This window comes from Micromonospora sp. NPDC000121, from assembly GCF_042899165.1.
Classification (GTDB): Bacteria; Actinomycetota; Actinomycetes; order Mycobacteriales; family Micromonosporaceae; genus Micromonospora.
This window is the reverse complement of record NZ_JBIAZP010000006.1, coordinates 306908-324958: the sequence shown is the minus strand read 5'-3', so window position 1 is coordinate 324958 and position 18051 is coordinate 306908. Positions and strand designations below refer to the sequence as shown.

Annotated in this window: 15 protein-coding genes; 10 read left to right on the top strand and 5 right to left on the bottom strand. The window is 74.6% G+C overall.

Features of this window, described 5'->3' with window-relative positions; all coding sequences use genetic code 11:
- Positions 1-85: 85 nt before the first annotated feature.
- A complete protein-coding gene (locus ACFY23_RS19780) occupies positions 86-469 on the bottom strand; it encodes a WhiB family transcriptional regulator (RefSeq protein ID WP_350679881.1) in 384 nt (127 codons plus the stop codon).
- A gap of 253 nt (positions 470-722) precedes the next feature.
- Here ACFY23_RS19780 and ACFY23_RS19775 point away from each other — a divergent pair, with 253 nt between their 5' ends.
- Complete coding sequence (locus ACFY23_RS19775; RefSeq protein WP_350679883.1) at positions 723-1556, top strand: LuxR C-terminal-related transcriptional regulator; 834 nt, start codon at positions 723-725, stop codon at positions 1554-1556.
- Positions 1557-1655: 99 nt separating this feature from the next.
- Here ACFY23_RS19775 and ACFY23_RS19770 read toward each other — a convergent pair whose 3' ends face one another.
- Positions 1656-2066 carry a DUF5319 domain-containing protein gene (locus ACFY23_RS19770; RefSeq protein WP_350679885.1) on the bottom strand — a complete coding sequence of 137 codons (411 nt, stop codon included), beginning with the start codon at positions 2064-2066 and terminating at the stop codon, positions 1656-1658.
- 185 nt (positions 2067-2251) lie between these two features.
- Here ACFY23_RS19770 and guaB point away from each other — a divergent pair, with 185 nt between their 5' ends.
- From guaB to ACFY23_RS19750, 4 genes are all read left to right on the top strand, one after another.
- Positions 2252-3814 (top strand): IMP dehydrogenase, encoded by a 1563-nt coding sequence (gene guaB, locus ACFY23_RS19765; RefSeq protein WP_350679887.1) that lies wholly within the window; start codon positions 2252-2254, stop codon positions 3812-3814.
- Positions 3815-3843: 29 nt separating this feature from the next.
- Positions 3844-4962, top strand: a complete 1119-nt coding sequence (locus tag ACFY23_RS19760) for a GuaB3 family IMP dehydrogenase-related protein (protein WP_350679889.1) — start codon at positions 3844-3846, stop codon at positions 4960-4962.
- 56 nt (positions 4963-5018) lie between these two features.
- Positions 5019-6443, top strand: a complete 1425-nt coding sequence (locus ACFY23_RS19755; protein WP_350679891.1) for a M1 family metallopeptidase — start codon at positions 5019-5021, stop codon at positions 6441-6443.
- A 106-nt stretch (positions 6444-6549) separates the two neighbouring features.
- Positions 6550-8007 carry a M1 family metallopeptidase gene (locus ACFY23_RS19750; RefSeq protein ID WP_350679893.1) on the top strand — a complete coding sequence of 486 codons (1458 nt, stop codon included), beginning with the start codon at positions 6550-6552 and terminating at the stop codon, positions 8005-8007.
- A 6-nt stretch (positions 8008-8013) separates the two neighbouring features.
- On the opposite strand, the gene ACFY23_RS19745 is transcribed toward ACFY23_RS19750, so the two are convergent.
- Positions 8014-9144 (bottom strand): LCP family protein, encoded by a 1131-nt coding sequence (locus ACFY23_RS19745; protein WP_350679895.1) that lies wholly within the window; start codon positions 9142-9144, stop codon positions 8014-8016.
- Between the two features lie 136 nt (positions 9145-9280).
- Between ACFY23_RS19745 and ACFY23_RS19740 the strand changes: the two genes are divergently transcribed.
- Entirely contained in the window at positions 9281-10978 is a 1698-nt protein-coding gene (locus ACFY23_RS19740) for a GMC family oxidoreductase (RefSeq protein ID WP_350679909.1), read from the top strand.
- 144 nt (positions 10979-11122) lie between these two features.
- The gene (guaA, locus tag ACFY23_RS19735; protein ID WP_350679897.1) at positions 11123-12676 is read left to right on the top strand and encodes a glutamine-hydrolyzing GMP synthase; all 1554 of its coding nucleotides are present in this window, start codon (positions 11123-11125) and stop codon (positions 12674-12676) included.
- Between the two features lie 7 nt (positions 12677-12683).
- Here the strand turns inward: guaA and ACFY23_RS19730 are convergent, their stop codons facing one another.
- Positions 12684-13001, bottom strand: a complete 318-nt coding sequence (locus tag ACFY23_RS19730; RefSeq protein ID WP_350679899.1) for a PspC domain-containing protein — start codon at positions 12999-13001, stop codon at positions 12684-12686.
- A 144-nt stretch (positions 13002-13145) separates the two neighbouring features.
- Here ACFY23_RS19730 and ACFY23_RS19725 point away from each other — a divergent pair, with 144 nt between their 5' ends.
- The 3 genes from ACFY23_RS19725 (at position 13146) to ACFY23_RS19715 (ending at position 16424) form a co-directional block, all read left to right on the top strand.
- A complete protein-coding gene (locus tag ACFY23_RS19725) occupies positions 13146-14093 on the top strand; it encodes an NUDIX domain-containing protein (protein ID WP_350679901.1) in 948 nt (315 codons plus the stop codon).
- A gap of 125 nt (positions 14094-14218) precedes the next feature.
- Entirely contained in the window at positions 14219-15127 is a 909-nt protein-coding gene (locus tag ACFY23_RS19720; RefSeq protein WP_350679903.1) for an NUDIX domain-containing protein, read from the top strand.
- 379 nt (positions 15128-15506) lie between these two features.
- Positions 15507-16424: a CDP-alcohol phosphatidyltransferase family protein gene (locus tag ACFY23_RS19715; RefSeq protein WP_350679911.1), complete on the top strand. Its 918-nt coding sequence runs from the start codon at positions 15507-15509 to the stop codon at positions 16422-16424.
- 60 nt (positions 16425-16484) lie between these two features.
- Here ACFY23_RS19715 and ACFY23_RS19710 read toward each other — a convergent pair whose 3' ends face one another.
- Positions 16485-17738, bottom strand: a complete 1254-nt coding sequence (locus tag ACFY23_RS19710) for a phosphatidylserine decarboxylase (protein WP_350679905.1) — start codon at positions 17736-17738, stop codon at positions 16485-16487.
- Positions 17739-18051: the final 313 nt, after the last annotated feature.

The window sequence follows — 18051 nt, the reverse complement described above, 5'->3', positions numbered from 1 at the left end:
GCCCCGACGCCGTGGACCGGGGGACGGCGCGACGCCGCGCCCCGGGCGGGGGCGCGGCGTCGGTGTGGTCCTCGGGTGGCCGGGCTCAGGCGATCTTGCGCTGGGCCGGGACGGTCGACTTGTGCGGCCGGCCCAGGCGAGCCTCCAGCCGGGCGATGTCGACCCGCGTCTGCCGGCGGTCGGCCAGGTCCTCCCAGCCGACGGCGAGCAGCCGCAGCCGCTCCGACTCGCTGAAGCCGCCCCACACGCCGTACGGCTCGCGGACGGAGAGGGCGTGCGCGGCGCACTCGGCCCGGACGGGGCAGGTGCGGCAGACGGCCTTGGCGCCGGACTCGCGGCGCAGGCGCGACGAGCCCCGCTCGCCGTCGGGGTGGAAGAACTGCGCGCTGTCCCGGCCCCGGCAGGCACCGAGCCGCTGCCAGTCCCAGAGATCGACGATGGGTCCGGGCAGTCTACGTACGTTCGACATCAGCACCCCTCCTCCCGCGCGGCACCGCGGAGATCCATGTGAACCGGCGTCCGGGCGGCGGTCCGCGCAGGCGCGCCGTTTCCGGCCTGGATGCTCCCTACCCGAGCTTTCCCCGGCTCACACATCTGTGATCCAAAACCTTGGACAACTCGCGGCATATGACCTACTTGTCGGAAAAGTTCGGAGGATTGCCGGGAACCTCCTCGCGACCCGACTCGGTCATGGTCTGCTCGTGGGCGGAGAGGAGACCACTGTGCGTACGGTTCTCGTGTGCGTTCGGACACCGCTTGCGGCGCAGCATCTGACGTCCGCGGCGGCCCGGCTCGGGCTGTCCGCCGTCGTGCGGACCGCCGTCTCCGATCCCGAGGTGATGTTGCGCCTGGCCGAGCGTCCGGCCGACGTGGTGCTGGCGGACACGGCCCTCACCCGGCCGGACAGCGCGGGCTTCGTGCGCCGGGTGCTCGCCCGCGCGCCGCAGGCCTCCGTGCTGCTGCTCGGCACCGAGGAGTCGGAGGCCGCCGCCGCCACCATCAGCGCCGGCGCCCGGGGCCTGATCCAGGGCGCGGACCACGACCTGACCAGCGCGGTGGCCAAGGCCCTGCTGCTGCTCGTGGCCCCCGGCCGGTCGACCCGGAGCCGGATCACCGACCCGGCGCGGGACACCGCGGCGGTCGGCGGGTCCACCCGCGCCACCCCGGCCGGTCGGCCGCCGGCCGACCCGGGCCCCGCCTGGCCGACCCCGTCCGCCGACGGCGCGGGCGGCGCGCCGACCGTGGTGCCGGCGCAACGCGGCGACGACCCCGCCGAGCCGGCCGACCCGGCCGGTGAGCCGGTGGAGCCGCCGCCCGCGGGGCAGCGGGGCGCCTCCGGCGCGCGCGGCGGCCGGTCCCAGATCGGGCTGACCGAGCGCGAACTCCAGGTGCTGCTCGGCATGGCGGAGGGCAAGAGCAACGCCGAGATCGGCCGCGAGTTGTTCGTCTCGGAGGACACGGTGAAGACCCACGCCCGCCGGCTGTTCCGCAAGCTCGGCGCGCGGGACCGCGCGCACGCCGTGGCCGCCGGTTTCCGCGCCGGGCTGGTGGCCTGAGGCCGGGTGTGCCGGCCCGGTGGGCTGGCGGCGGGCGGCGCGGGGCCGGTGAGCTGCCGGCGGCGCCGCCGGACTGCGCCCCGCGGTGGCGGCCGTGCCTCAGCGCTCGGTGCCGGGCTCGTCCTCCGCGCCCTCGGTCAGGGTGTCGTGCACGCCGTCCGCGTAGCCCCGGGCGTAGTCCCAGGTGACGTAGTGGTCCGGGTCGGGGTCGTAGGCCGGCTCGTGCACCCGGGGCCGCCCGGAGCTGAGCAGGTGACGCAGGTTGCCCCGGAGCAGGTCCCAGTCGAAGTAGTGCGGCTCCCGGCAGTCCTCGCACTCGATGACCAGCCCGCGCACCCCGATCGGCGCCAGCAGCGCCTGGTAGATCTCCAGGTCGGCGAGGTCCTCCAGCACGTCCTGCCGCTCGACGTCGGTCAGCGGGTCGAGCGGGGCGTCGTCGCCCGGATCGTGCAGACCGGCGGCCGGGTCGGCCGGGTCGCCGTTGAAGGGGTCGATGGGCTCGTCGTGCACCCCCTCACCGTAGACCCAACGCCGGGGCCGCGTCCGCCCCCGGGCCCTCGGTGACCTGCGCCGCCACCGGCGGGGGCGGCCCGGATCAGTGGGTACGATGGGACGACGCGCCGTCACCCGGCGTGCGCCGGTGCCCGCCCGCGCCACCTCGCTGAAGCCCGTCCGAGCAGCTCAGGGGAGCAATCGTGGAATTTTCGCCCAGCACCGACCTGCCGACCGCCGCCGACAGCGGCGAGCTGGGCGGCCACCTGCCCGAGCTGCCCGCCGGCTCGGCTCGGGTGGTCCCGCTCGGCCTGACCTTCGACGACGTGCTGCTCCAGCCGGGCGAGTCGGACGTCGTGCCCAGCCGGGTCAACACGGTGACGAAGCTGACCCGCAACATCAACCTGAGCGTCCCGCTGCTCTCCAGCGCGATGGACACGGTGACCGAGGCGCGGATGGCGATCGCGATGGCCCGCCAGGGCGGCATCGGCGTGCTGCACCGCAACCTCTCCCTGGAGGACCAGGCCCTCCAGGTCGACCTGGTCAAGCGCTCCGAGTCCGGCATGATCACCAACCCGGTGACCGCCAGCCCGAACGACACCCTGCGGGACGTCGACGCGCTCTGCGGGCGCTACCGCATCTCCGGCGTGCCCGTGGTGGACGGCGAGGGCCAGCTGGTCGGCATCGTCACGAACCGCGACATGCGCTTCGTCTCCGACCCGGCCACCCCGGTCCGCGAGATCATGACCCGCACCCCGCTGGTCACCGCCCCGGTCGGGGTGAGCAAGGACGACGCCCTGGGCCTGCTGCGCCAGCACAAGGTCGAGAAGCTGCCGATCGTCGACGAGTCGGGCCGGCTGCGCGGGCTGATCACCGTCAAGGACTTCACCAAGAGCGAGCAGTACCCGAACGCCACCAAGGACGACGCCGGCCGGCTGCGGGTCGCCGCCGCCGTCGGGGTGGGCGACGACGCGTACAAGCGGGCGCGGGCCCTGGTCGACGCGGGCGTCGACGTGCTGATCGTGGACACCGCGCACGGCCACCAGCGGGCGGTGCTGGACATGGTCCGCCAGCTCAAGAAGGACGTCACGATCGACATCGTCGGCGGCAACGTGGCCACGTACGCCGGCGCGAAGGCGCTGGTCGACGCCGGTGCCGACGGCGTGAAGGTCGGGGTCGGCCCGGGTGCCATCTGCACCACCCGGATCGTCGCCGGGGTGGGCGTACCGCAGATCACCGCGATCATGGAGGCCGCCCGCGCCGCGCGGCCGGCCGGCGTCCCGGTGATCGGCGACGGCGGCATCCAGTACTCGGGCGACATCGCCAAGGCGCTGGTCGCGGGCGCCGACACGGTGATGCTCGGCAGCCTGCTGGCCGGCTGCGAGGAGAGCCCCGGCGAGCTGATCTTCATCAACGGCAAGCAGTACAAGGCGTACCGGGGCATGGGCTCGCTCGGCGCGATGCAGTCCCGCGGCCAGGCCAAGTCCTACTCGAAGGACCGCTACTTCCAGCAGGACGTGCTCGCGGAGGACAAGCTGGTCCCCGAGGGCGTCGAGGGTCAGGTGCCCTACCGTGGCCCGCTGTCCGCCGTCGCCCACCAGCTCATCGGCGGGCTGCGCGCCGCGATGGGGTACGTCGGCGCGGAGAGCATCCCCGAGCTGCACCGCCGCGGTCAGCTCATCCGGATCACGGCGGCCGGGCTCAAGGAGAGCCACCCGCACGACATCCAGATGACGGTCGAGGCGCCCAACTACCACTCCCGCTGACCATCCCCCTGTGACAACTGGAGTCCCCCATGCGTGACGTGGTCGAGATCGGGCTGGGCAAGACCGCGCAGCGCGGCTACCACCTGGACGACATCGCCATCGTGCCGAGCCGCCGGACGCGGGACGTCGACGACGTCTCCACCGCCTGGCAGCTCGACGCGTACCAGTTCGGCATCCCCTGCGTCGGGCACCCCTCCGACGCGACGATGAGCCCGGCGTCCGCCGTCCGGCTCGGCCAGCTCGGCGGTCTCGGCGTGCTCAACGTCGAGGGCCTGTGGACCCGCTACGAGAACCCGACGAAGGTCCTGGAGGAGCTGTCCGCGCTCGGCGAGGACGCCCGCGCCACCAAGCGACTCCAGGAGGTGTACGCGGAGCCGATCCGCCCCGACCTGATCGCCGAGCGGGTCCGTGAGCTGCGCGCCGGGGGCGGGACGGTGGCCGTCCGGGTCAGCCCGCAGCACACCCTGGCGCTGGCCCCGGTGATCCTCGACGCCGGCGTGGACATCCTGGTCATCCAGGGCACCATCGTCTCGGCCGAGCACGTCTCCACCACCGAGGAGCCGCTGAACCTCAAGGAGTTCATCGCCGACCTGGACCTCCCGGTCATCGTCGGCGGCTGCACCGACTACAAGACGGCGCTGCACCTGATGCGCACCGGCGCGGCCGGTGTGATCGTCGGCATCGGCGGCGACGAGTGGTCGACCACGGACTCCGTGCTCGGCATCCGGGTGCCGATGGCCACCGCCATCGCCGACGCCGCCGCGGCCCGCCGCGACTACCTGGACGAGACCGGCGGCCGGTACGTGCACCTGATCGCCGACGGCGACATCCAGACCTCGGGCGACATCGCGAAGGCCCTCGGCTGCGGCGCGGACGCGGTGATGCTCGGCGAGCCGCTGTCGCTCTGCGCGGAGGCGCCGGCCGGCGGCGCCTGGTGGCACTCCGCCGCCAGCCACCCGTCCCTGCCCCGGGGCGCGTTCGAGGTGGCCGGCGAGCCGCTGGGGTCGATGGAGCAGCTGCTCTTCGGCCCGGCGGACGAGCCGGACGGCCAGCTCAACCTCTTCGGCGGGCTGCGCCGCGCGATGGCCAAGTGCGGCTACCGCGACCTCAAGGAGTTCCAGAAGGTCGGCCTGGTCCTCGACCGCTGACCGCACCGAACACGAAGAAGCGCCGCACGCACCGGTCGCGCCGATAGGCTCGGCCGGTGCGTCGTACTCCTGACCGGGTCCGCCCGACGCTCGTCGCCGTGGCGGCGGCGCTCGCGTTGCTGGTCGCCTGCACCACCGATGCCGCCGACCGGCGGGGCGGACGCGACGGCCTGCGCCCGGGCAGCGTCGACCTCGCCGACCCGTACGTGCCGGGCGCCGGCAACGGCGGGTACGACGTCTCGCACTACCGCCTGGCGGTCCGGTACGACCCGGCGACCGACCGGCTGACCGGGCGGGCGAAGGTCGTGGCGACGGCGGTGCACGGGCTGTCCCGGTTCACCCTCGACCTCGCCGGCCTCGACGTCACCGCGGTCACGATGGGCGGCGCCCGCGCCGAGCACCGGCGCGACGGCGACGAGCTGGTGGTCACCCCGCGCCACGGGCTCCCGCGGGGACGGCAGTTCACGGTCGAGGTGGACTACTCGGGCGTGCCGGTCACGAAGGCCGACGGGCAGCTCGGCAGCGGCGGTTTCCTGCACACCGCCGACGGCGCGGTCGCGCTCGGGCAGCCCTGGTCGGCGGCCGCCTGGTTCCCGGTCAACGACCACCCGTCGGACAAGGCCACGTACGACATCGAGGTGACCGTCCCGGACGGGCTGGCCGCGCTGAGCAACGGGGTGCCGGGGGAGAAGACGAGCGCCGACGGCTGGACGACCTGGCGGTGGGCCGAGCCGGCGCCGATGGCCAGCTACCTCACCACCCTGGTGATCGGCGACTACCGGGTGGAGACCGGCACGCACGGCGGCAAGCCGATGGTCACCGCCGTGCCGGCGCACCTGCCGGCCACCGGCCCCGAGGCCGCCTCGCTCGCCCGCACCGGCGAGATCGCCGACTTCCTGGCCAGCCGGTTCGGGCCGTACCCGTTCGACGCCTACGGCGGGGTCGTGGTCACCGACGCCCGGGTCGGCTACGCGCTGGAGACCCAGTCCCGGCCGGTCTACGGGCCCGGCTTCTTCCGCGGCGGCCGGCCCAACCCGGGGGTGGTCGCGCACGAGCTGGCCCACCAGTGGTTCGGCAACAGCGTGGCGCTGAGCCGGTGGAGCGACATCTGGCTCAACGAGGGCTTCGCCAGCTACGCGGAGTGGCTGTGGGAGGAGCACGACGGCGGTCGCACCGCGCAGCGCAACTTCGAGCTGGAGTACGCCGCCACCGACTGGTCCCGCCCGGTCGTCGACCCCGGGCGGGCGCGGCTGTTCGGCACGGCCGTCTACAAGCGAGGCGCGCTCACCGTGCACGCGCTGCGCCGCACGGTCGGCGACGACGCGTTCTTCCGCATCCTGCGCACCTGGACCGCCGAGCGGCGGGGCGGCAACGCCACCACCGAGGACCTGATCGTTCTGGCCGAACGGGTCTCCGGGAAGTCCCTGCGCCCGTTCTTCGACGCCTGGCTCGTCGGCGGGTCCGCCCCCGCCCTGCCCTGACGCGGCTCCTAGCGACGCTCGGTAGGCTGCCGCCGGATCGGCCGGGGCGCGGGTCCGGCGCGGGGTCGCCGGCGGCAGCCGGCGGCACAGGGGAGGGGACGAGGCGATGACGCTGTCGCGGCGGGTTCTGCGCGCGGGCACCGGCCTGCTGCTGACCGGGGCACTCGGGCTGACCGGGTGCGGGTCGGCCGACGAATCGGCCCCGGCCACGACCGCCGCCTCGTCGAGCGCGGCCCGCCAGTTCACGCCCGGGGCGGCCGGCGTCGGCGACGAGTACTTCCCGACCTACGGCAACGGCGGGTACGACGTCAGCCGCTACACGGTCAAGGTCCGCTACGACCCGGAGCAGGACCGGCTCACCGGCACCACCACCGTCCAGGCGGCGGCGACGAAGGACCTGTCGGCGTTCAACCTGGACCTGGCCGGGCTGACCGTGCGATCGGTGACGGTGGACGGCGCCCCGGCGAAGCACAGCCGCAAGGACGACGAGCTGGTGGTCACGCCGGCCAGCGGCCTGATCGCGGGCAACGGCTTCGTCGCCGAGATCGCGTACGAGGGCGAGCCGGAGCCGCTGCGCAACGAGACCCTCGGCGTCGGGGGCTTCCTGCACACCGCCGACGGCGCCATCGCGCTCGGCCAGCCCGAGTCGGCGAGCACGTGGTTCCCGGTCAACGACCACCCCTCGGACAAGGCGACCTACGACTTCGAGATCACCGTCCCGAAGGGACTCACGGCGGTCAGCAACGGCGTGCCGGCGGGGCAGAGCACGGCCGGCGACTGGACCACCTGGAAGTGGGCCGAGCGCAGCCCGATGGCGAGTTACCTCAGCACCGTCGTGATCGGGAAGTTCCGGATCACGGAGGGCGAACACAAGGGACGGCCGGTGTTCCACGCCGTCACCACGGACCTGCCGGAGGGCGCGGCCGACCGGTCGATCGCCGACACGGTCGAGGTGGCCGACTACCTGGAGACCGTCTTCGGGCCGTACCCGTTCGGGGCGTACGGCGGCGTGGTGATCTCCGACGCCCGGATCAGGTACGCCCTGGAGACGCAGAGCCGCCCGGTCTACTCGGCGGGCTTCTTCCGCGGCGGCGAGAACACCGGGGTGGTCGCGCACGAGCTGGCCCACCAGTGGTTCGGCAACAGCGTGTCGCTGGCCAGGTGGCAGGACATCTGGCTCAACGAGGGGCTCGCCACGTACGCCGAGTGGCTCTGGGCCGAGCACGACGGCGGGCGCACCGCCCAGCAGGCGTTCGACGACCGGTACGCCGGCTCGTCCGGCCAGGTGTGGCGGACGCCGCCGGGCGAGCCGGGGGTGTCGAACCTGTTCAGCGAGTCGGTCTACCAGCGCGGCGGGATGACCGTGCACGCGCTGCGGGTGGCCGTCGGCGACAAGGCGTTCTTCGAGATCCTGAGGACGTGGGCGGTGCAGAAGCGGAACGCCAACGCCACCACGGCCGAGTTCGTCGCGCTGGCCGAGCAGGTCTCGGGCAAGAAACTCGACGACCTCTTCGACGACTGGCTGCGCGGCACCGAGCGCCCCGCCCGGCCCGAGCCGCTGTGACGGCGGTCAGCCCTTGACGCGCAGCTCCGGGTGGGCGGCGAGGTACGCGTCCGCCCGGCCGGCGCGCAGCTCGGTGAGGAACGTCCGGCCGGTCGGCTTGAGCTGCTCGCCCCGGTAGGCGCTGCCCCGGCCCACCCCCTCGCCGGGCAGGCCGACCAGCACGAACCGGTCCGCCGACAGCCCCCCGAGGGCGTACGCGACGTCCACGATCCGCGGCCCGCCCGCGTAGACCAGCGTGTCGCCGAGCGCGTCCACCACCCGCTGGACGCGCTCCGGCTGCCGGGCCAGGTTCTCGTCGAGGATCTTGGTCACCAGCGCCTTGACGAGCTGCTGCTGGTGGCGCTGCCGGGCGTAGTCGCCGCCGGTGATGTAGCGCTGCCGGGCGTAGTCCAGTGCCTGCCAGCCGGTGAGGTGCCGCTCGCCCTGCTCGTACACCATCTGCGGCCCGACGTAGCCGCCGCCGCCCGGCGCGGGCTCCCGGTGCCGGCCGTCCGGGCGGCGGTGCAGCGAGACCACCCGCTGGTCGATGTAGAGGTCCACCCCGCCCAGCTCGTCCACGAGCTTGTCGAAGCCGTTGAAGGTGAGCACCGCGCCGGCGTCGAAGCGCAGCCCGGTGTAGCCGCTGACCGTGCTGCGCAGCAGCTCGAACCCCTGGGCCGCGCTGGGCTCCTTGGGCTTGCCCGGCACCCGGCTGCCGTAGCTCATCGCGTGGGTGAGCTTGGTCTTCCCGCCGCCGTAGCCGGCCTTGGGGAAGGCCGGGATGTCGACCAGCAGGTCGCGGGGGAGGGAGAAGAGGTACGCCCGGTCGAGCCCCTTCGGCACGTGGACCACGAGCACGGCGTCGCCGTGCGGCTCCCAGCCGGGCACGCTGACCCGGGTGTCCACCCCGACCAGCAGGAGGTTGAGCGGGCCGGTGATGCCGGCGCCCGGCGGCGCGGTGGGGCTCGGGGTGGCGTCCGCCCGCGGCGTGGCGCTCGCGGCCGGCGTGGCGGTGGCGGCCGGGCCGGTCCGCCGCGACCCGTCGTCGCCGACGAGGCGGGTGACCACCAGCACGCCGGCGGCCACCAGCACCACCGCCGCGAGGGCGGCGAGCCCCAGCACCCACCTCGGGCGCTGCGCCCCTGTCCCCTGAGCCATGCGACACCCCCCGTGTGGAACAACGTTCGGACTCCGGGCCCGGGTTCGGGTGGGCGTCCCCGGATCGACGGACCGGAGCATGATCGCGCGAAACCCGGTGCTGGCGCGATGGCTACTCAGCGGTAATGATGCGTTCATGCGGTACGACGTGGTCGTCATCGGGTCCGGCTTCGGCGGCAGCGTCACCGCGCTCCGGCTGGCCGAGAAGGGCTACACGGTCGGTGTGCTGGAGGCCGGGCGTCGCTTCGCCGACGACGAGTTCCCGCAGACCTCCTGGCGGCTGCGCCGCTTCCTCTGGGCGCCCCGCCTCGGCTGCTACGGCCTCCAGCGGCTCACCCTGCTGCGACCGGCCGACCGAAAGGCCGGCGGCGGCGTGCTGGTGCTCTCCGGGGCCGGGGTGGGTGGTGGCTCGCTGGTCTACGCGAACACCCTCTACGAGCCGCTGGACGCCTTCTACGCCGACCCGCAGTGGCGGGACATCACCGACTGGCGCGACGAGCTGGCCCGCCACTACGACCAGGCGAAGCGGATGCTCGGCGTCACCGCGTACCCCGTGGTCACCCGGGCGGACCGGGCGATGCGGGTGGTGGCCGAGCGGATGGGCGTCGGGCACACCTTCCACGCCACCCCGGTCGGCGTGCACATCGGCCGGCCCGGCCAGCGGGTCGCCGACCCCTACTTCGGCGGCGCCGGACCGGAGCGCACCGGCTGCACGCACTGCGGCGCGTGCATGACGGGCTGCCGGCACGGCGCGAAGAACACCCTGGTCAAGAACTACCTGTGGCTGGCCGAGCGGCTCGGCGCCCGGGTGCACCCGCTGACCACGGTGACCGCCGTCCGCCCGGCCGAGGGCGGCGGGTACGCGGTGCACACCGTGCGCACCGGGGCCTGGCTGCGCGCGCGGCGGCAGGTGGTCCGGGCCGACCAGGTCGTCTTCGCGGCCGGCGCCCTCGGCACGCAGCGGCTGCTGCACGCGATGCGGGCCGAGGGGGCGCTGCCCGCGCTCTCGCCCCGCCTCGGCGAGCTGACCCGGACCAACTCGGAGGCGATCCTCGGCGCCTCGGTGCCCCGCCGGCGGGCCCGCGCCGACGGGCTCGACTTCACCGAGGGGGTGGCGATCACCAGTTCGTTCCACCCCGACCCGCAGACCCACATCGAGCCGGTCCGCTACGGGCGGGGCTCCAACGCGATGGGGCTGCTCCAGTCGCTGCTGGTCGACGGCGGCCCGCACCGGGTGCGCCGCTGGCTGGGCGCGCTGCTGCGCCAGCCCGGCACGGCGGCCCGGCTGCTGTCGGTGCGCGACTGGTCGGAGCGGACGGTGATCGCCCTGGTGATGCAGTCGGCGGACAACTCGCTGACCACCCGGTTGCGGCGCGGCCCGCTGGGGTGGCGCCTGGTCTCCGGGCCGGGGCACGGCGTGCCCAACCCGACGTGGATCCCGGCGGGCAACCAGGCGGCCCGGCTGCTCGCCGAGGAGATCGGCGGTACGCCCGGCGGGGCGCTCACCGAGCCGTTCGACATTCCGATGACCGCGCACATCCTCGGCGGGGCGGTGATCGGCGCCACCCCGGCCGACGGCGTGGTCGACCCGTGGCACCGGGTCTTCGGCCACCCGGGGCTGCACGTGGTCGACGGCGCGGCGGTCTCGGCGAACCTCGGGGTGAACCCGTCGCTCACCATCACCGCCCAGGCGGAGCGTGCCATGTCCTTCTGGCCCAACAAGGGCGAGGAGGACCCCCGCCCGCCCCTGGGCTCCGCGTACGCCCGCGTGGACCCGGTCCTCCCGCGCCACCCGGCGGTGCCCCCGCACGCCCCCGGCGCCCTCCGCCCCTGACCTCCCGCGACGCCGCACCTTCGACCCCGGGTGGGTGGTTTTCGAACCGCCTGTCGGCGCGAACGGCCCAAGATCGCGCGCGGTGGTGTGACGTGCGGCGGGCCGGGGTCGGGGCGGAGGCGCGGGTGGGTAGGCTTTCTGCACATGAGCACGCCTCGCCCCGTCCTCGTGGTGGACTTCGGAGCCCAGTACGCCCAGCTCATCGCGCGCCGGGTGCGCGAGGCCAACGTCTACTCGGAGATCGTGCCGCACTCGATGCCGGTCGCCGAGATGCTGGCCAAGGAGCCCGCGGCGATCATCCTCTCCGGCGGCCCGTCCAGCGTCTACGCGCCGGGCGCCCCGCAGATCGACGCCGGCATGTTCGACGCCGGGGTGCCGGTCTTCGGCATCTGCTACGGCTTCCAGGCGATGGCCCAGGCGCTCGGCGGCACGGTGGCGCGCACCGGCAACCGCGAGTACGGCGGCACCCCGCTGCACGCCCGCCCCGAGGCCGGCGTGCTGCTCCGCGAGCTGCCGGACGACCTGCCGGTCTGGATGAGCCACGGCGACTGCGTCACCGAGGCGCCAGCCGGCTTCACGGTGACCGCCGAGTCGGCGGGCGCGCCGGTCGCCGCGTTCGAGGACCTGACCGGCCGCCGGGCCGGCGTGCAGTTCCACCCGGAGGTCGGGCACACCGCGCACGGCCAGGAGATGCTGCGCCGCTTCCTCTACGACATCGCCGGCATCGAGCCGACCTGGACGCCCGAGAACATCATCGACGAGCAGGTCGCCCGGATCCGCGAGCAGGTGGGCGACAAGGAGGTCATCTGCGCCCTCAGCGGCGGCGTCGACTCGGCCGTCGCCGCCGCGCTCGTGCACAAGGCGATCGGCGACCAGCTCACCTGCGTCTTCGTCGACCACGGCCTGCTCCGCGCCGGCGAGGCCGAGCAGGTGGAGAAGGACTACGTCGCCGCCACCGGCATCAAGCTCAAGGTGGTCGACGCGCAGGAGCGGTTCCTGGGCGCGCTGGCCGGGGTGACCGACCCGGAGCAGAAGCGCAAGATCATCGGCCGGGAGTTCATCCGGGTCTTCGAGGCCGCCGCCCGCGAGGTCGCCGCCCACGGCGACGTGGAGTTCCTGGTGCAGGGCACCCTCTACCCGGACGTGGTCGAGTCCGGCGGCGGCACCGGCACCGCCAACATCAAGAGCCACCACAACGTCGGCGGCCTCCCGGAGGACCTGAAGTTCGCCCTGGTCGAGCCGCTGCGCACGCTCTTCAAGGACGAGGTCCGGACGCTCGGCCTCCAGCTCGGCCTGCCCGAGGCGATGGTCTGGCGGCACCCGTTCCCGGGGCCGGGCCTGGCCATCCGGATCATCGGCGCGGTCGACCGGGAGCGCCTCGACCTGCTCCGTCAGGCCGACCTGATCGCCCGCGAGGAGCTGACCGCCGCCGGCCTGGACCGCGGCGTCTGGCAGTTCCCGGTGGTGCTCCTCGCCGACGTGCGCAGCGTCGGGGTGCAGGGCGACGGGCGCAGCTACGGGCATCCCGTGGTGCTGCGCCCGGTCTCCAGCGAGGACGCGATGACCGCCGACTGGTCCCGGCTGCCGTACGAGGTGATCGCGAAGATCTCCACCCGGATCACCAACGAGGTCGCCGAGGTCAACCGGGTGGTGCTCGACGTGACCAGCAAGCCGCCGGGCACCATCGAGTGGGAGTGACCGGGCCTCACGCCCCCGGCGGGTAGGTCGGCGGCGTGGGCTGCGCCACGGTCGGCTGCGCCACCGTGGGCGGCGCGGCCTGCGGCGGGTGTGGCCAGGCGGGGGCGTCGGCCGGCTCCTCGGGCATCAGGAACCACATGATCGGGTACGCGAGCAGCGCGACCCCGGCGGTGAGCAGTCCGGCGACCGCGAAGACCACCCGGACGAGCGTGGGGTCGACGGCGAAGTAGCGGCCGAGGCCGCTGGCCACCCCGGCGACCATGCGGTCGGTGACGGGGCGACGGAGCTGCTTGTACGGGGGCTGGGAAGAGGTGGTGGGTGTCATGCCTCCACCATCCGCGCCGCCGACCCGACCGACCTCGGTGACCGCCCCGAGCCCTACCCTGACCTGCCCCTGAGACGCGAGCCTTGAGTCAGGAATCTGACTCTTTTCGATGCAGGTAACGCTGGCCGGGGAGAATTTGGCCCCGTGACCACCATGCTGGAGCCGCTCCGCAGGATCGCGGCATACGCAGTTTGTGCTGATTCGGTCGGCCGAGTGTTGCTGGTTCGCGCCTCGGAGCGCTCCGGCACCCCCGGCACGTGGTCGCTGCCCGGCGGGGCGGTCGACCACGGTGAGGACCCGAACCACACCGTCGTCCGCGAGACCGCCGCCGAGACCGGCCTCTCCGTCACCGTCGACGGCCTGCACGACGTGCTGGCCGACATGCGGGCGCTGCCGGACCGGGGCATCACCATCCACACCGACCGCCTGATCTACCACGTCTCCGTCCGGGGCGGGACGCTCGCCGACCGGGTCGACCGGCCGACCGACCTGGCCCGCTGGTTCACCCCCGAAGAGGCCCGCCAGCTGCCGCTGCGGTCGTTCACGGCGCGCGCCCTCGGGCTGCCTGCCTCGTCCGCCGACATCGTCCCGGACGAGCCGCCGGAGTTCCCCTCGTTCTACGCCGTGCCCGGCCCGGATGGGCTGCACCGGGCCCAGCGCTTCGCCGCGTACGCCGTGGTGACCGACCCGGACGGGCGGGTGCTGCTCACCCGGGTCTCCGACGGCTACCCGGGCGCGGGCTGCTGGCACCTGCCCGGCGGCGGCACCGACTACGGCGAGCAGCCCGGCGCGGCCCTGATCCGGGAGCTGGTCGAGGAGACGGGGCAGACCGGCCGCCTCGTGGAGCTGCTCGGCGTGGCCAGCCACCGGGACGCCGCGTCCCTGGGCCCGGAGGGCTACCCGATCGACTGGCACGGCGTCCGCGCCTTCTACCGGGTCGTGGTCGACAAGCCGGCCCCGCCCACCGTCGCCGACGTGGGCGGCTCCACCTGCGAGGCCCGCTGGTTCGCCCGGGAGGAACTGGGCGCCCTCCCCACCGACCGCCTGACCGAGGTCACGGCGGAGGCCGTCCAGGCAGCCCGCCTGGCCTGACCCGGTCCGCGCCCCTTCTCCCGCCCGTCCCTCGATCGCGAGGTCGACCGGGCGGCACGCCGGCTCCGCTGCCGCTAACCTCATGATCGACGGGGTGGGTCGGCGCGGGTGGGGAGTACGGGCGGGTGGAGGAACGGCGGCGGGTCGAGGCGTACGGGGTGTGCCGGGGCGCCGGCGGTCGGGTGCTGCTGGCCCGGGGATCGGCCTCGTGCCCGTTCCCCGGCGTCTGGCAGCTGCCGGGCGGCGGGCTGGCGCACGCGGAGGATCCCGCGCACGCCGTGGTCCGCGAATTCGCCGAGGAGACCGGCCTCGCCGTGGAGGTGACGGGGCTGCGCGCCGTGCTCGCCGACGTGACCACGTTCCGTGACTCCGGCGTCGCGGTGCACACCGACCGCCTCGTCTTCGACGTCACGGCGCGGGGCGGCGAACCACGGCCCGAGCCGGCCGGCGGCAGCGACGAGCTGGCCTGGTTCGCCCCCGACGAGGCGTCGGCGGTGCCGCTGATGCCGTTCACCGCCGAGGTGCTCGGCCTCCCCGTCACGCCCCTGCCGGCGGGCCTGCCCCGGTCGCTGCCCCGCGAGGGCGCGCCGCCGGTCGACAGGCGGCAGCGCTTCGGGGCGTACGGGCTGGTGACCGACCCGGCCGGGCGGGTGTTGCTCACCATGATCGCCGACGGCTACCCGGGCGCCGGCCGGTGGCACCTGCCCGGCGGTGGCACCGACCACGGGGAGCAGCCGGTGGCCGCCCTGCTGCGCGAGCTGGTCGAGGAGTCCGGCCAGCTCGGCCGGGTGGTCGAGCTGGTTGGCGTCGACAACCTGCACAACCCGGCCGCGCTGGGCCCGGAGGGGCGCCCGCTGGACTGGCACGGCATCCGGGTGATCTACCGGGTGGCGGTCGACGCGCCGACCGAGCCGCGGGTGACGGAGCTGGCCGGGGGCTCCACCGCCCGGGCCGGCTGGTTCACCCCCGAGCAGCTCGCCGGGCTGCCGCTCACCGAGATCGCCGCCCTGGCGCTGGGCCACCGGTCCCGCTGACGACGACGGTCCGTAATCGGACATCGAGCAGGCGGCGGTCGCTCGCCGAGCCGGTGGCGAGGGCGTCCGGTACATTCGATGTGGGGTTGGTGGAGGAAACGGGCGATGGAGCCCGGGATGGGAATATGAGAGCGGTTCGCGCGGTTTAAGGGAGATATAAGTACCGCCGGCAGCTATCGCCAATCCCCGTTCCCCTATGCGATGGTGTACTCCGCAAAATGGCTGCCGGGCCAGAAAGGTCCGGCACGAGACAGCCGGACACCCCGCCCCCGTGGCGGTCAGTCGATCCGGTGATGGAGGAAACGTGCCGAGAGCCCCATGGCGCCGGCGTCGTACCACTGACAGTCCGCGCCCCGCCGGGCGCCGCTGGGCGGGCCCCCTGCGCCGCAGCAGCACGTTCGCCCGGCAGGTGCTGCTGGTCCGGGTGGGCCGCCGCGACGGCGACCTGCGCGGCGCCACCGACCTGTCGCTGCCCGAGCACCGGTACGCCGACCGGCCGCGCCGCCGCTACGGTCTGAACCGGTTCGAGCGCGGCGACGTCACGTCGATCGCCCCGGTCAGCCCCGCCCTTCCCCCGGCGACCCCGGTCGACGAGCCGGCCAGGGCGATCCCGCTGCTCCCCGGCGAGCGGACGGTCGCCCGCCGGATGAAGTTCGCGGTCGTCAACGCCTGCACGCTCAGCAGCCTGATGCTCGGCATGCTGGCGATCTTCCTCGCCATGCAGGGCGAGGTGCGGGTCGCCGCGCTGTTCCTGATCGCCTGCGTGGTGTTCGACGGCCTCGACGGCGCGCTCGCCCGCAAGTTCGGCGTGGCCAGCCCGTTCGGCGCGCAGATGGACTCGCTGGCCGACATGTGCTCGTTCGGCCTGGCCGCCCCCGTGGTGGTCTACGCCTCGCTGGCCGGGTCGGTCTCCACCGCGGCGGCGGCGGTGGCGTGCGCCCTCGTCGCGGCGTGCGCGGCCATCCGGCTCGCCCGGTTCAACGTCTCGCCGAAGGACGGCCGGTTCTTCTGCGGGGTGCCCACCACGATGGCGGCCGCCGTCCTCGCCCTGACCGTCGCCATCGGGCTGCCGGTGCCGGGCACGGTCCAGGTCGCCGGCGTGGCGCTGCTCGCCTTCGCCATGGTCTCCAGCTTCCCGTACGCGAAGCTGGCCCGCCTGGTCAAGCTGCCGCCGTGGGTGTGGCTGGCTCCGGTGATCGGCGCGCTGATCGACATCCGGCTCACCTTCGCTCTGATCGTGGTCGGTTACCTGGTCAGCGGCCCGGTGCTCTGGCTCCGCCAGCGCCGCACCGCCTGACCCCACGTACGCCGAAAGGGGCGCCGCGATCCCGCGGCGCCCCTTTCGTGTCCGTCAAGGTCAGCGCCAGCGGGCGATGACGGTCGAGCCGCCGACCACCTTGTCGCCGGGCCCGACCAGCGGCTCGGCGGCGTCGGCCGGCAGGTAGACGTCGGTGCGCGAGCCGAACCGGATCAGCCCGAACCGCTCGCCCCTGGCCAGCAGCGCGCCGATCGGCGCCCGCTGCACGATCCGCCGGGCGATCAGGCCGGTGCGCTGCGCCACGACCACCGTGCCGTGCGCGGTGTCCAGCACCGTGTACGCGGCGACGTTGTGCTCCGCCGCCGGCTTCATCGCGTTGGCGAAGCCGCCGTCGGCGACGAAGTAGTCGACCACCTTGCCGGCGACCGGGGCGCGGTTGACGTGCACGTCCAGCACCGAGAGGAAGACCGCGACCCGCAGCCACTCGCCCTCGCCGAAGCGCTCGTCGTGCAGCCGCTGCACCGACAGCACCTGGCCGTCGGCCGCGGCGACCACCGCCGACGGGTCCTCCGGCACGTCGCGCTCCGGGTCCCGGAAGAAGGCGGCCACCGGGGCGGCGGCCAGGGCGGGGAGCAGCCAGAGCTTCGACTTCGGCCGGGCGAGCCGGGCCAGCGCGGCCAGGCCGAGCGTGATGCCGGCGGCGGCCACCCCGTTGGAGTCGATGTGCATGCCGCGGGTCAGCGGCACGCTCGACGGGCGGTACGCCGGGGCGAGCGACGCCGCCGAGGCGGCGTCGGCCGGGGTGAAGCGGAGCCGGTACACCCGCAGCGGCGGGGTGTTGCGCAGTACCAGGTCGGTGCCCACGCCGTACAGCGCGCCCTGCCGGTCCAGTTCCGCCGCCGCGCCCGCCGTGCGCCCCGGCGTGGCGGTCGTCGCCACGCTCAGCACCGCGCCGTCGGTGAGGTACTTCGTCAGGGCCTCGACGGCGCCACGGGTCTCGTCGGCCGTGCCGGTGAACGGCTCCCCGGCGATGACCACCGCGGCGGGCTCGGCCTCGGTGAGCGTGTCGACCACCCGGACCCGGTCGGCGACCCAGCGGCCCTGGGCGGTGACGTGCTCCCGCAGCGCCCCGGGACTGGTCGACCCGGCGGGCACCAGCGTGAGGGTGTCGCCGGGCAGCAGCGCCTCGATCGCCGCGGCCAGTACCGCGGACTCCGGCGTCGCGCCGACCAGCAGGGCGGCCTTCGGGTCGTTCATCCGGGCCAGCTCGGCGACGAGGGTACGGGCGGCTCGCTCGCCGATGCGGACCGGACCGGAGCGGCCGGCGGGGCGCACGGCGGGGGACTGCGTCATGTCGGACGGGCTCCTGACGGGGTAGAGACGGGAATCACGGCGGGACCGCCACGGACGGCGAGTCCGGCCGGCTCGGCGGCCAGGTCGGCGCGGGCCGGCCGGCGGAGGCGAGATCTCCACCGGCCAGCATAGGCGGCTGCGGAGGCGCGCCGCACCGCTGTGGTCAGCCGCGCGGGCGCTCCTCGCCGGACGGCGCACCACCGACCGGGCCCGGCCGGTCGTCCTCGTCGGCGGGCCGGTCCTCGACCGCGTCGGCGCGGGCGTCGGTGACCGCCTCGGTCGGCCACTCGTCGGCGTCGTCCCCGGTCCGTGG